Consider the following 13913-nt stretch of genomic DNA (forward strand, 5'->3'; position numbering starts at 1 on the left):
CGTGCTACCGTGCCTGCTCACGCGTGACTTTTTTAGCCGGAGGTGTCCCGATGCGCAGGCCAGCTTTCTACAGTCGCTCGCCCCGCACGCCGCTCGATGACGCGGCAGATGCCGGGACGCCGCAGCAGCCCGACGGGACGCCCGGCGACGCGTCGGCTCCGGCCGTTGCGCCTGCCGCCAGGTCGCGCTGGCAGCCCGGACGCCGCAGCTTCGCGCTGCTGCTCGCTCTCGCAGTCGGCTCGGCCGCCACCAGCCTCGCCCTGTGGCCGCGCCAGAACATCCGCCAGTACACGCAGAAGGACATCGACGCCGCCGTGCTGCGCACGCTGCAGACTGCCACCCTGCCCTCGCCGGCCGCCAAGGCCGCGGACATCATCCGCCCCTCCGTGGTGCGCGTAGTGGGCTATGGTCCCGAGAAGAAGACGCCCGAGGCGCAGACCCAGAAGCAGGGCCGCAACCTGGCCAAGGGCAAGCCGCCGGAGGCGCAGGCGGACGAGCCCCCCGGCGAGGTCGAGCGCGGGGTCGGCACCGGCGTGGTGATCGTCGACAAGGGCATCATCCTCACCAACCTGCACGTGGTCGCGGGCGCCGAGAAGATCAAGGTCACCTTTGCCGACGGCCTCGAGGCGCCCGCCGTCATCACCGGCGTGCAGCCGGAGAATGACCTCGCGGTGCTGCAGGCGCAGAAGCTGCCCGACGACCTGATCCCGGCCGTGATGCGCTCGACCGCCGACCTGCAGCCCGGCGACCAGGTGGCAGCCGTCGGCTTTCCCTTCGGCATCGGCCCCTCGGTCTCCGCCGGCGTGGTCTCGGGCCTCAAGCGCTCCTTCCGCTCGCCCGAAGGCAAGCAGGAGTTGGGCAACCTGATCCAGTTCGACGCCGCCGCCAACCCGGGCAACTCGGGCGGCCCGCTCGTCAACATGAACGGCGAGGTGCTCGGCATCGTCACCGCGATCCTCAACCCGACCCAGCAGCGCACCTTCATTGGCATCGGATTTGCGGTCCCGATCGAGAACGCCGCCTCGGCCGCTGGTTCGCCGCCGTTCTGAAACGCCCTTCCTCCTGGCCCCGCACACAGAGAAAGCCCCGCATGAGCACAGAGACCGAATCGACCCCCGCGTCTTCCGCCAGCACGGCCGAGCTGATGGAGCAGATCCTCTACCAGGTCAAGCGCGTCGTCGTCGGCCAGGACCGCTTCCTGGAGCGCGTGATGGTTGCGGTGCTGGCAGGTGGGCACCTGCTGGTGGAAGGCGTGCCGGGCCTGGCCAAGACCCTTACCGTGAAGACCCTGGCCGATGCGGTGCGCGGCCGCTTCAAGCGCATCCAGTTCACGCCCGACCTGGTGCCGGCCGACCTGGTGGGCACGCGCATCTACAACCAGAAGACCGGCGAATTCAGCACCTCCCTCGGCCCCGTGTTCGCCAACCTGCTGCTGGCCGATGAGATCAATCGCGCCCCCGCCAAGGTGCAGAGCGCGCTGCTCGAAGTGATGCAGGAGCGCCAGGTCACGATCGCCGGCGAGACCCACCGCGTGCCGCGCCCTTTCCTGGTGATGGCGACGCAGAACCCGATCGAGACGGAGGGCACCTACCCGCTGCCGGAGGCGCAGGTGGACCGCTTCATGATGAAGGTGCTGGTCGATTACCCGACCGACGAGGAAGAATTCGTGATCGTCGAGCGCGTCATCGGCCCGGCGGTCGAGGCCATCGCGGTGGCAAGCACCGAGCAGCTCGCGGCGCTGCAGGCCGAGGCGCGGCAGGTGTACGTCGATCCCTCGCTGATCCAGTACGCCGTGCGGCTGGTGTCGGCCACGCGCACGCCCGAGCGCCATGGGCTGAAAGACATGCGCCGCTTCATCACCTACGGCGCCAGCCCGCGTGCCAGCATCAACCTGACGGAGGGCGCGCGCGCACTGGCCCTCCTGCGGGGCCGCAGCTATGCGCTGCCCGAGGACATGACGGCCCTGGTCCCCGATGTGCTTCGGCACCGCGTGACGCTGTCCTACGAGGGCCTGTCGGAAGGGCTCACGCCCGACGGCCTGATCGAACGCATCATGCGGGCCGTGCCACCGCCGGCCAAGCCGCTCGAACATGAAAAACTGGTGGCCTAGCCGACGTCCAGCGGCCAACGACGAACAGCTCGCGGCTGCCGAGGCCGCGGCCGGCGGCGCCGAGCGCGCGCTGCGCCGGCTCGAGTGGACCGTGATCCGCCGGCTCGACGGCCTGCTGCAGGGCGACTACCGCACCCTGATGCGCGGCACCGGCCTGGACCTGGCGGACCTGCGCGAGTACCAGCACCACGACGACGTGCGTCACATCGACTGGAACGTCACCGCCCGCCTGCAGACGCCGCATGTGCGCGTGTTCACCGAAGACCGCGAGATGGCCGCCTGGTTCATCCTCGACCTGAGCCGCTCGGTGGACTTCGGCTCAGGCCGCAAGGCCAAGCGCGAGATCTCAGCCGGATTCGTCGGCGTGATCGCACGCCTGCTCACGCGGCACGGCAACCGGGTGGGCGCGCTGGTCTACGGCAACGACGTCGAAGCCGTGATACCGCCGCGCTCCGGCCGGCGCCACGTGCTTCACCTGCTTCACGCCATGGAACGCCGTGCCGACCAAAAGGACCAGCCGCGGCAGAAAGGCATGACCCGCCTGGCCGAGCTGCTCAAGTCCGCGGCCGTGCTGATGCCGCGCCGCTCGACCGTGTTCGTGGTGTCCGACTTCCTCAGCGAGCCCGGCTGGGACCGCGCGCTGGCGCAGCTGGTGCGGCGCCACGAAGTGGTGGCGGTGCGCCTGTTCGATCCGCTCGAGCTCGACCTGCCCGATCTCGGACTGGTGCCGCTAACCGACGCCGAGACCGGCGAGCAGATCTGGGTCGACACCCACGACGCCGGTTTCCGCAAGCGCTTCGCCCGCCTTGCCACCGAGCGCGAAAACACCTTGCGCGCGACGCTGGCCAAGGTCGGCGTCGACACGCTCGAACTCTCGACCAACGACGACCTGGTGGAAGCGATCGTGCGCTTTGCCGACATGCGCAAGCGCCGCGTGCGCGCCGGCTCGTCCCAGCCCAAGGCGGTGGCAGCATGAACTTCCTCTGGCCTCAATTCCTCTGGCTCCTGGCCGCGGTGCCGCTGCTGGTGCTGCTCTACATCTGGCTCATGCGGCGCAAGAAGAAGCTGGCGCTGCGCTATGCCAGCCTGTCGATCGTGCGCGAGGCGATGGGCGCGCGCCAGAGCGTGCGGCGCCACATCCCGCCCTTCCTGTTCCTGCTGGCGATGGTCGCGATGCTGATCGCCGCCGCGCGGCCGATGGCGGTGGTGGTGCTGCCTTCCAACCAGCAGACCATCATCCTGGCGATGGACGTGTCGGGCAGCATGCGCGCGGCCGACGTCCAGCCCAACCGGCTGGTGGCCGCGCAGGAAGCAGCCAAGGCCTTCCTGAAGGACCTGCCGCGCCACGTGAAGGTCGGCATCGTCGCCTTCGCGGGCAGCGCCAACGTCGCGCAGCTGCCCACCACCAACCGCGAGGACCTGGTCCAGGCGATCGACTCCTTCCAGCTGCAGCGCGCCACCGCCACCGGCAACGCCATCGTCGTCTCGCTCGCCACGCTGTTCCCGGACGCCGGCATCGACATCGCGAACTTCGGCCCCCAGGGCAGCAACAACAACCGGTTGCGTGGCGTGCCCCTCGACCAGGCCGGCAAGCCACCGCCGAAGGAGTTCACGCCGGTGGCGCCGGGCTCCTACACCTCGGCCGCCGTCATCATGCTGACCGACGGCCAGCGCACCACCGGCGTCGATCCGCTCGATGCGGCCAAGGTCGCAGCCGAGCGCGGCGTTCGCGTCTACACGGTGGGCATCGGCACCGTGGACGGCGAGACGATCGGCTTCGAAGGCTGGTCGATGCGCGTGCGCCTCGACGAGGAAACGCTCAAGGCCATCGCCAACAAGACGCAGGCCGAGTACTACTACGCGGGCACCGCGGCCGACCTCACCAAGGTCTACAACACGCTGAGCTCGCGGCTCACGGTCGAGAAGAAGGAAACCGAGATCTCGGCCCTGTTCGCGCTCGGTGCCGCGGTGCTGGCGCTGCTGTCGGCCGGGCTCTCTCTGCTCTGGTTCAACCGCATCCTGTAAGGAGTGCGGCGCGGATGCCGGAACCGGACGACCCTCGCCGCATGTTCGACCTCAAAGACAGGACGGCGCTCGTCACGGGAGGCAATGGCGGCATCGGCCTGGGCATGGCGAAAGGCCTGGCGCAGGCCGGCGCCCGCGTCGTGATCGCGGCGCGCAATGCGGAAAAATCGGCCGCCGCGGTCGAGGCCCTGCGTGCCCTGGGCAGCGACAGCTTCGCGCTGGCGGCGGACGTGAGCGACGAGGCCTCCGTGCAGCGCCTCGTCGAAGAGGCGGCCGAGCGCTGCGGCCGGCTCGATATCCTGGTCAACAACGCCGGCACCACCGTGCGCAAGCCGGTGGACCAGCTCGCGCTGTCCGAGTGGCACCAGGTGATGGACACCAACCTCACCAGCGCCTTCCTGTGCTGCCGCGCGGCCTACCCGCACCTCAAGAAGGCCGGCCGCGGCAAGATCATCAACATCGGCTCGATGATGTCGATCTTCGGCGCCCCCTATGCGCCGGCGTACGGCGCGAGCAAGGGCGGGATCGTGCAGCTGACGCGCGCCATGGCCGCCTCCTGGGCACCCGACAACATCCAGGTCAACGCCGTGCTGCCAGGCTGGATCCGCACCGAGCTGACCGACGGCGCGCGCGCCCAGGTGCAGGGCCTGGAGGATCGCGTGAACGCGCGCACGCCCGCCGGGCGCTGGGGCGGGCCGGAGGACCTGGCGGGCATCGCGGTCTTCCTGGCGAGCCCCGCCTCCGATTTCGTGACGGGCACCGCGATTCCCGTCGACGGGGGCTATTCGATCGCGGCCTGACGCGGTGACTGTGACTGCGGCGACATCGCAGTCGCGGGGCCGTCTTCGGACTCAGCGCGGGATTCGCGGCGGGGACGTCTTGAGCGCCTCGTCCCACACGCGGTTGAATGCCTGGCAGAAGGCCCCCTGCACCACCGACATCGGCCGGTACCGGTTGCGGATGATGCGGACCTCCAGCCGTTCGCTGCTCTTGAAGGGCCGCACCGCGAGACCGGTGAACGACTGGCCCGCAACGGCGGCACGATCGATGACGGCGATGCCGGCGCCGGCCTGGGCGAACCAGCATGCGGTGGTCGCGGAGCGCACCTCGATATCCAGGCGCAGTTGCGCGGCCGCCTTGCCGTAGGCGCGGTGCAGGCTCTGGCCGTAGGGCGTGCCGGCGGACGAGGTGATCACGCGCTGGCCGCGCAGGTCGGAAGGCGTGACCAGGGCCTTCGCGGCGAGCGGATGATCCTCGCGCATCACGCATGCCAGGCCGCAGGCGTAGCTCTTGACGGTCACCAGATTGGGATGCTCGTTGGGCAACAGGCCGATCGCGAGATCGGCTGAATGGTCGAGCAGCGCATCGACCATGATGGGCGACACCAGGACTTCGATGCGGGTCTTGAGCAGCGGAAAGCGCTCGTAGAGCAGGGCGACCGCGCGCGGCGTGAGGTGCGAGGCCAGGCTGGCCGAGACGGCCAGGCGCAGCGTGCCGCTCTCGGGCCGGGCCAGTGTTCGCGAGACGTCGCGCACGCGCTCGACGCCGCGCCAGAGGCTCTCGATCTCGGCGTGGAGCTGCTGCGCCTCTGGCGTGGGCACGAGGCGGCCCTTGACGCGCTCGAACAGGGTCAACCCGCTCTGGCGCGCCGCATGCGCGAGCAGCTTGCTCACCGCCGGCTGCGAGACGTGCAGCAGCTCGGCCGCCCCAGCCACGCTGCCGGTGAGCATGACGGCGCGGAAGACTTCCATGTGGCGCAGGTTCATAACCAAAGGTTAAGGCATGGACATGTCTTTTCATTTGCCGAGCGTCGGTGCGCGCCGAACAATGCAGGTACCCCCCCCCCGCAAGGGCAGAGACAAGAGATGGAGACGAGCCATGACGAAGACGAACATCGGCCCTGCGCGCCGGCGCCTGCTGCAGGCCGCGGCACTGATGGCCCTGGCCCCCTCGCTGCGCGCACAGGGGTTCCCGAGCAAGCCGGTGCGCATCTACCTGCCCCAGCCCCCCGGTGGCGCGGCAGATCGGCTCGCGCGGGTACTCGGCGAACGGCTGGAGGCGCGCTGGAAGCAGTCGGTCATCATCGAGAACAAGCCCGGCGGCGGCGTGGTGATCGGCACGCTGGCGACCGCGCGCGCGGCGCCCGATGGCCACACGCTGGGCCTGCTCGGCAGTTCGCTCAGCATCAACGCCGTGCAGCGCAAGGACCTGCCCTACGACAGCGCGACAGACCTGCAGCCGATCGCGCGCGTGGGCTACTACACGGTGGCGCTGGTCGCCGCGGCCGACTTCCCGGCCAGCAACATCCGTGAGCTGATCGCGCTGGCGAAGAAGCAGCCCGGAAAGCTCTCGTTCGGCTCCAACGGCATCGGCACCTCGGCGCAGCTCGCCGGCGAGATGCTCAACCACATGGCCGGCATCCAGCTGCAGCATGTGCCCTACAACGGCGCGGCCAAGATGTACACCGAGATCGTGGGCCGGCAGCTCCCGATGGGCTTCTCGGTCGCCAGCTCGGCCGAGACTTTCGTCAAGGCCGGCCAGCTCAAGGTGCTCGGCGTGACCAGCGCCAAGCGCAGTCCGCTCTACCCCGACTGGCCGGCGATCGCCGAGACGCTGCCGGGCTACGAGGCGATCAACTGGGCCGGTTTCGCAGCGCCGGCCGGGGTGCCGCGCGAGATCGCGCAGCGGCTGGCCGACGACATCGCGGCGGTGCTTGCCATGCCCGAGGTCGCCAAGGCCATGGCGGAGATGGGCGTGGAAGTCTCGCCGCAGGGACCGGACGAATTCAAGGCCTTCATCCAGAGCGAGATCCGGCGCTTCGCCGAAGTCACCAAACCGCTCGGCACACCCACCAACTGACATCACCCATGAACGACGACCACACCTATACCTTCACGCGCCGCATCCCGGCCGGCGACAGCTACGACCTCGTGGTGGCAGGCGGCGGGCCAGCAGGCACCGCGGCAGCCGTGTGCGGCGCGCGGCTAGGCCTCAAGACCCTGCTGGTCGAAGCGACCGGCTGCCTGGGCGGCATGGGCACCTCGGGCCTGGTCGCGTCCTTCGGGCCGGTGGCCGACGGCGAGCGCATGCTGGTCGGCGGCTTCATGAAGGAGCTGCTCGAAACCATGTGGGCACAGAAGGCCTTCGGCCCGCACGTAGTGCCCGAGTTCCTGAACGCGCAGCTCAATCGCTGGGTTCCATTCAAGCCCGAGCACCTGAAGCGCATCCTCGACGACTTCGCGGTGTCGGCCGGCGTGGAGCTGCGCTTCTTCACGCGCGTGATCGAGGCCGACACCAGCGGGCGGCGTGTCAATGGCGTGGTCCTGAGCAATGTGGAGGGCCTGCGTTATGTGCGCGCGAGAACCTTCGTCGACGCGACCGGCGACGCCGCGCTCGCCGCGCTCGCGGGCGCCGAATGCAAGGTGGTGCTGCGCGACACGGAGACGGTGGCGCCGAGCACGCTGTGCTCGCTGCTCGGCGGCATGCACTGGGACCATCCGGCCTATGGCAGCGACTGGCGCGGCATCGATGAGGTCAAGAACCACACCAAGACCGAGCTGCTTGCCCATGCCATCGCCGACGGCCACTTCACGCAGGAGGACCGCTTCATGCCCGGCATGAACAAGATCGGCGAGCGCACCGCCACGCTGAACGCCGGCCATGTGTTCAACCTGAATCCGCTGTCCAACCGCAGCCTCTCCGACGGCATGGTGTTCGGCCGCAAGCTCGCGGTGGAGTACCTGGAGTTCTATCGCAAGTATGTACCCGGCTGCGGGGACCTGGAGCTGCTGGCCACTGCGCCGGTCATGGGCGTGCGGGACTCGCGCCGCATCGTCGGCGAGTTCGAGCTCGGCATCGAGGACTTCCGCAACCGCCGCCAGTTCGCCGATCAGATCGCGGTCTACAACCGCCCGACCGACGTGCATCCGACCGACACCTCGAAGGCGGAGTACGAGCGCTTCCTGAAGGACTTTCACGGCAAGGACAACCTGGGCCGCGGTGGCAGCGTGGGCATCCCGTACAGCATCCTGGTGCCGCGCGGTTCCGACAACCTGTGGGTCGCGGGGCGCTGCCATTCGAGCGACACCAAGGTGCACGGCTCGATCCGCGCACAGTCGGCGGCCTACATGATGGGGCAGGCGGCCGGGTCGGCAGCGGCACAGTCGATCGCGACCGGGCAGCCGGCTTGCGATCTGGACACGCAGGTGCTGGTGGAGCGATTGAGGGAGGCAGGTGCGTATCTGCCGCAGGCGATGCTGTCGCCCGCGATGACCCGCGCCTGATCGCGGCACGCCGGTCGCCTCAACGCCATTGCAGCAGCAACGACCAGGGCTGCCGGCTCATGTGGCGATCGACGCAGGCCGGTGCGCCGGCGTCGCAGCCATGCCGGTAGCTCGGGTCGAGCAATCGGGTGCCGGGCGCAAAGGCCAGGCGCCGCAGGCTGACGGACTGCAGCACGTTGCCGCCGATGGCGTCGAAGCCCATGGCACCCACGTCCACCACCACGTCGCAGTGCATGGGCAATGCAGCACCGCCGGTGCGACGCGTGGCCAGGAAGCGGCCGAGGCCCTCGAAGTCCGCGAGCCCCTCATCGTCGCTGCGTGCATGGCAGACCAGGTCGCCGATGCGCGGCGGCGTGCGCGCGAGATCGCAGGCGCGCATGGCATAGGGCGTGACCCGGCCCTGCGCCTCGTCGATCCCGGCCTGCCACGCGGCACCCGCGTAGTCGGCGTGCGCTTCGGAGAAAGCGAACTCCCGGGGCGCGAGCCCGGCCTCGCGCGCGAGCCAGCTGACGAAGGCGGCGGACCAGGGCGTGTCGATCACGGCGACTCGGTCCACGGCGGTCTGCAGCGCGCGCAGCTCATGGGATGCCAAGCCTTGGTCGGGCCCCACGCCCAGGCCTTGCAGGTGGGCCGCGGTCGCCTGGTCGAGCGCCTGCCGCAGCAGGCCGCGGTCAGCCGGAAGCCACGCGCCGAACCTCACCTGGGCGGGAAGCCGGCCGTCCTGCGCATCGACCGCCTGCCAGTAGCCCATGACGCGCTCCCAGGGTGCCGGAACGCGCGACGGCCTGCGCAGCGCCTCGGCTTCGGAATAGCCCGATTCGATGAGCCGGCCTTCGGCATCGAGTGCCTGGCCGCCGAACGCTGCGTGCTCCTGCCGGGCCGCCGCGGCCAGGGCTTGGGCGCGTGGCGGCGATGCGGACCGGGCCGCGGTGTCCAGGCACAGCGAACCGGCGCGGCCGGCCGGAGAGGACAAAGCCAGCAGAGCGACGGCCGCGCCTGCAAAGCCTCGTCGAAACGCGGGAAGAAGGCGGGGCGCGACATGCATGCTGATCGGCACTTTAGCGGGCCCGCCGGCACGCGCCCTTCTCACGATCAGGTCAGGATGGAGCGGCGCGTTGCCGAGGCGCCCCCGCGCACGGCAACCACCTTCCGCAGCAGGGAGTTCGTCATGGCCATCAGAAATGCATCGACACCGCGTCGCTCACGCGATAGTCCTCCTCCACCACTGGCATCCAGTGCCACTTGTCGAAGGTGGTGCAGGGGTGCGAGATACCCAGGCCGATGCGGTCGCCGACAACAGGCGCTCGCGGCGAAGCGGCATCGTCCCAGCGCAGGTAGGCGTGCTGGTCGTTGAGGCCGGTGATCTTCCAGTCGGCTGGCACGCCTTCGGGCACCAGGCTGCCGCGCGGGGCGCGCGCGATGGGCACGGGCAGCGAGAGGTCGAAGGAGATGTCGCGCTTGCCCACCGTGAGGATCGCAAGCCCGGGCTCGGGGCGCGACTGCACCGTGGCCCACACCTCCATGGCAGGGCGCAGGCTCCCGCCCTCCCCTTCCTTGCAGTCGCATCCCAGCCGCTGGTCCACTGCGCGGAGCATGCGCTTGTAGAAGCCATGATCGTGCGTGACGTAGCAGCCCGAGCGCAGGATGCCGCGCACGCTGCTCTTGAGCGTCGGCTTCAGGCGGCAGGCCACCAGGTCGAAGATGGCCGAGCCGCCGGCCGAGACGATCACCTCGTCGCCCTCGAACAGGCCCTGTGCATCGCAATGGCGCGCCACGGACTGGACGCGGTCCATCAGCGCATTGGCGTACGCGGTGTCGGGGCCGGTCTCGCCCGTGGCGGCCAGGCCCTCGTAGCACTCGATGCCCACCAGGCGCACCGCAGGGCTCCGGTTAAGGGCGGTGGCCAGCGCGATGGCCTCCTCCTGCGTGCGGCAGCCGGTGCGTCCGCCCTCCACGCCGATCTCCACCATCACTTCGAAGGGCAGGCTCTCGTGATGGCGCCCGGCCCAATCCTCGATGAGCACGAGCTGGGCCGGCGAATCGACCAGGAACACCACGCGCAGGTCAGCGTGTTCGTGCAGCAGCAGCTGGATGCCGGCCAGGTCCTCGTCGTTCACCACCTGGTTCGCGATCAGCGTGCGGCGCGCGCCGGCCGCCACGCCGATCGCGAGCTGCGTGACGGTCGCGAAGGTCAGCCCCCAGGCCCCCGCATCGAGTTGGCGCCGGAACAGCTGCGGCGACATGGTGGTCTTGCCGTGCGGCGCGAGGTCGATGCCCCATTGCCGCACGCGCGCCTGCATCCAGGCCAGGTTGTGCTCCAGCGCCTCGCGCTTGAGCACGGCCAGCGGCAGCGGGAGGTCGCCGGCCAGCACATGCCAGCCGGCCTGGCCGATCTCGCTGCGGCGCCTGGGCGGCTGGGTGTGCGGATAGCCCTTGAAGCGGCCGTCGAAGTACGGATCGAAAAGCGCGGTGTCAGTGGTGGTCATGCGATCAGGTCCTTGCGGATGCAGGCGGTGAAATGGCCCCACGATCGCACATCGGCACCACGCTTGGCGCGGCGTCGAGGTATAGAGAGGCTCGTAAACATGCTGCATGATGGTGCGGCCAAGTCCGCGGTGGAGGCCATCCGGTTCTTCCAGGATCGCTGAAATCGACTCGCCCGATTCTTCGCCAACCTTTCCAAACTCAGGAGTTCCCATGCCGCTCGAATACCTCGGCGTCTCGCCCAACGCGTCGGACGCGCGCGATTTCGGTGCCTTCAACCGCTTCGGCATGGGCTACTTCAACGGCAACTTCCCGGCACGCTCGACCACCGAGGCGCGGCTGATGGTCGACGCCAAGGTCGAGATCGACGTTGTGGCCTACAAGCCGAAGGCCTGAGCCCATGCACCTGAAGCGCCGCGATGCCCTGCTGGGCGCGCTCGGGCTGATGGCCCTGCCGGCTGCCCACTCGGCCCAGGAAGGGGCGGTATGGCCCCGCGACTTGCTTGTGCCCGGGGGCGTGGCCCGGCTCTCGCTGGGCCCGGCCGCCCGCCGTCCGCAGGCGCGCACCGAGGATGACGTGCCGCTGCTGGTGCTGGGCGATGTCATCGAATGGAGCGCGCTGGTGGGCATCCCGCTGTCCGCGCAGCCTGGCGAGGCTCGCATCCGCGTGCTGCGCGAGGACGGCAGTGCGCGAGAGCTGCCCTACGTCATCGCGCCCAAGCACTACCGCGAACAGCAGCTCAAGGTCGCGCCGGGCCAAGTCGACCTCTCGGCCGAGGACATGGCTCGCTACGAGCGCGAGCGCGCGCACCTGCAGGGCGTGATGGCCACCTTCAGTGAGCCCCTGCCCCTGGGCGAGCTGCGCATGCAGGTCCCGGTGCCGGGGCGGCGCTCCAGTTCCTTCGGCCTGCGGCGCGTCTTCAACGGCGAGAAGCGCAATCCGCACAGCGGCATGGACATCGCGGCTGCCACGGGCACGCCGGTGAAGGCGCCGTTGGGGGGTCGCGTGATCGACACGGGCGACTACTTCTTCAACGGCGGCACCGTCTGGCTCGATCACGGGGGCGGGCTGCTCACGATGTACTGTCATCTGAGCGCGATTGATGTGAAGACGGGGGAAGCGGTAAAGGCCGGTGAGCGCTTCTGCGCGGTGGGCGCCACGGGACGGGTGACGGGCCCGCATCTGCACTGGTCGGTGATGCTGAACCGGGCGATGGTGGATCCTGCGCTATTCCTGTAGCTAGCTCGGTTGCTTTCGTTCAGCCATGCTCGCCCCCTTGGCGAGTGATGGCCCTCGGCCGCTCTGCAATTTAGCCAGCGAAGGTTGCCGGATCGTCCGGGCCTGCGAGCGCGGCGGCGCACAGGCAAACGGCGAAGACTGCACGGCACAGGACCGGCATCGATACATGGCGATCGGATGGCATCGATGCGCGCGATGTCGATGCATACGCTGGCAATGCAGCGGTCTTCTATTCATTGGGGGAGCTCTCTGTTTTGGGTGCGGCGGACTGTCGTCGAGCCGAGAACTCTCTTTTTGTCATGCGAATCTGGCGATCTCTCTTCAATGCGCGTCCTGCGGCATTACCGAGATCTTCACGCCCGACGGCGCGTGAAGGCCCTGAAGGCCGAGCGGCCGACGGCGAAGCGGTGCGATCGAGCCTGCGCTTGGCCCCTACTCCCTGGGCATCGCCTCCAGCGCCGCTGCGGACGCGGCGAGCCCGCGCAGGATGGGCTGCGCCACCTTCGCCGGAAAGCCGGCTGGCAGTTGCGCCTCCATGCGCGCGATGACGCCGGGCGTGCTGTCGAGCAGGAAGCCGACGATGTCCTCGGCGTCCGCGCCATATCCGCACAGGCGCGCGGTGGCATTGAAATGGCGCCTGCGGATGGTCGACCTTCGGTAGTGCTTGTTCTTCCCGATCATGGCCATCGCCAGCGTCGCGTCATGGCGGGAGAACTGGTTGGGCCCCGAGCCCTCCACCGGCCAAATGGACATGACGTCATAGAGCGGCGTGAGCCTGAAGCGCCCTTCCGGCAACAGGTGGATGCTGAAGTTCTTGGCATGGCCATCGGGTGCAGCGAGCATCCAGAAGATCAACTGCGCCGCGAGCAGGGTCCGCAGGTCCTCGCGCGCTCTGACCGATTGGCGCAGGATCGTGGCCAGGTCCAGCAGGCCCGGGCCGCCGTCCGCTTCGTACTTCAGGTGCGAGGGCACGCCGAGCGCCTGGCAGAAGTCTTCCTGCGGCAAGCGCATGAGCCAGCTTCCCGAAGAATGCAGCTGCCGGTCGAAGCGTTCGACGGCCAGCACTTTCTGCGCGCCGAAGCCGAGGATGGCGCAACGGGGCACCGGCAGTCCGTACGCCTGCAGGATGTTCAGGCAGAGCCATTCGTTCTCGACCGAGGTGCTGAAGTCCGCTTGGCGATGCCCCACGAGCCCCAGCGGCAGCTTGAGGATGTGCGTTGTCGGCGTCGCGCCGTGCGGCCGCATCCACTGCTGGTCGTGCCACAGGAGCGCGGTCTTTTCCTGAGCGCCTGCGAGCGAGATGCGCAGCACGTCCTCCTCCCCTGGCAAGCCGCCGAGGCGGCCCGGCGTCACGGTCTGAAGAAGCAGCGCCTCGACTTCGACAGGCGACATCGGTGTTCCCGAGATCCGCCGGAGGTCCGCGGGTGCCTCGTCTTCGGCGAGCAACTGGATGGCGCCGACGCAATCGCGCCCGACGGCCCGCAGCAGCGCGAATGCGTCGGTGGAAGCCGTCCCGAATCGCGTGGCGAGGCGCTCGCGGATGGCGCGGCTGTCAGGCAGCAGGTTGTCGAAATAACTGTTGACGACCTGGCCCTTGAGCCCGCCCGTCACCAGCGGAAGCGACAGCGACAGGGGGCGCCCGGCCGGTGAAGCCATCCATGCGGGGTCGTAGACGAGCTCGGGCTCGCCGCGCGCTGGGATGCGCCACGCTCCGACCCGCTCGCCGTTGGCCCAGATCGACAGGGCCTGCGAATGCGACCGGCGGCCCATC

Annotated in this window: 12 protein-coding genes and 1 pseudogene; 9 read left to right on the top strand and 4 right to left on the bottom strand. The window is 69.3% G+C overall.

What is annotated here, in order from left to right:
• Positions 1 to 50 precede the first annotated feature (50 nt).
• From E5P3_RS24110 to E5P3_RS24130, 5 genes are read left to right on the top strand one after another with little or no spacing between them, the layout of a single operon-like run.
• Positions 51 to 1049: a S1C family serine protease gene (locus E5P3_RS24110; protein WP_162588254.1), complete on the top strand. Its 999-nt coding sequence runs from the start codon at positions 51 to 53 to the stop codon at positions 1047 to 1049.
• Between the two features lie 41 nt (positions 1050 to 1090).
• Entirely contained in the window at positions 1091 to 2110 is a 1020-nt protein-coding gene (locus E5P3_RS24115) for an AAA family ATPase (RefSeq protein WP_162588255.1), read from the top strand.
• Positions 2091 to 3086 (top strand): DUF58 domain-containing protein, encoded by a 996-nt coding sequence (locus tag E5P3_RS24120; protein WP_162588256.1) that lies wholly within the window; start codon positions 2091 to 2093, stop codon positions 3084 to 3086. Before E5P3_RS24115 ends, E5P3_RS24120 begins: the two co-directional genes overlap by 20 nt.
• Entirely contained in the window at positions 3083 to 4135 is a 1053-nt protein-coding gene (locus E5P3_RS24125; protein ID WP_162588257.1) for a VWA domain-containing protein, read from the top strand. Before E5P3_RS24120 ends, E5P3_RS24125 begins: the two co-directional genes overlap by 4 nt.
• Before the next feature lie 41 nt (positions 4136 to 4176).
• Positions 4177 to 4935: an SDR family NAD(P)-dependent oxidoreductase gene (locus E5P3_RS24130; protein WP_162588258.1), complete on the top strand. Its 759-nt coding sequence runs from the start codon at positions 4177 to 4179 to the stop codon at positions 4933 to 4935.
• Positions 4936 to 4986: 51 nt separating this feature from the next.
• Here the strand turns inward: E5P3_RS24130 and E5P3_RS24135 are convergent, their stop codons facing one another.
• Positions 4987 to 5886: a LysR substrate-binding domain-containing protein gene (locus tag E5P3_RS24135; protein WP_232073297.1), complete on the bottom strand. Its 900-nt coding sequence runs from the start codon at positions 5884 to 5886 to the stop codon at positions 4987 to 4989.
• A gap of 127 nt (positions 5887 to 6013) precedes the next feature.
• Between E5P3_RS24135 and E5P3_RS24140 the strand changes: the two genes are divergently transcribed.
• Positions 6014 to 6994, top strand: coding sequence for a tripartite tricarboxylate transporter substrate binding protein (locus E5P3_RS24140; RefSeq protein WP_162588260.1), 981 nt, complete (start codon positions 6014 to 6016; stop codon positions 6992 to 6994).
• Between the two features lie 8 nt (positions 6995 to 7002).
• Positions 7003 to 8418 (top strand): FAD-dependent oxidoreductase, encoded by a 1416-nt coding sequence (locus E5P3_RS24145; RefSeq protein WP_162588261.1) that lies wholly within the window; start codon positions 7003 to 7005, stop codon positions 8416 to 8418.
• Positions 8419 to 8437: 19 nt separating this feature from the next.
• Here E5P3_RS24145 and E5P3_RS24150 read toward each other — a convergent pair whose 3' ends face one another.
• Together E5P3_RS24150 and E5P3_RS24155 are read right to left on the bottom strand one after the other, a co-directional pair.
• A complete protein-coding gene (locus E5P3_RS24150; protein WP_162588262.1) occupies positions 8438 to 9463 on the bottom strand; it encodes a DUF2272 domain-containing protein in 1026 nt (341 codons plus the stop codon).
• Between the two features lie 130 nt (positions 9464 to 9593).
• A complete protein-coding gene (locus tag E5P3_RS24155) occupies positions 9594 to 10904 on the bottom strand; it encodes an amino acid deaminase (RefSeq protein WP_162588263.1) in 1311 nt (436 codons plus the stop codon).
• A gap of 250 nt (positions 10905 to 11154) precedes the next feature.
• Here E5P3_RS24155 and E5P3_RS24160 point away from each other — a divergent pair.
• Positions 11155 to 11298, top strand: a pseudogene (locus E5P3_RS24160) (RidA family protein); the annotation flags it as partial.
• 4 nt (positions 11299 to 11302) lie between these two features.
• On the top strand, positions 11303 to 12142 hold the full coding sequence (locus E5P3_RS24165) for a M23 family metallopeptidase (RefSeq protein WP_162588264.1): 840 nt from the start codon (positions 11303 to 11305) through the stop codon (positions 12140 to 12142).
• 432 nt (positions 12143 to 12574) lie between these two features.
• Here the strand turns inward: E5P3_RS24165 and E5P3_RS24170 are convergent, their stop codons facing one another.
• Positions 12575 to 13912, bottom strand: coding sequence for a type II toxin-antitoxin system HipA family toxin (locus tag E5P3_RS24170; protein ID WP_162588265.1), 1338 nt, complete (start codon positions 13910 to 13912; stop codon positions 12575 to 12577).
• Position 13913: the final 1 nt, after the last annotated feature.

The sequence above is a fragment of the Variovorax sp. RA8 genome, assembly GCF_901827175.1.
Taxonomy (GTDB): domain Bacteria; phylum Pseudomonadota; class Gammaproteobacteria; order Burkholderiales; family Burkholderiaceae_C; genus Variovorax.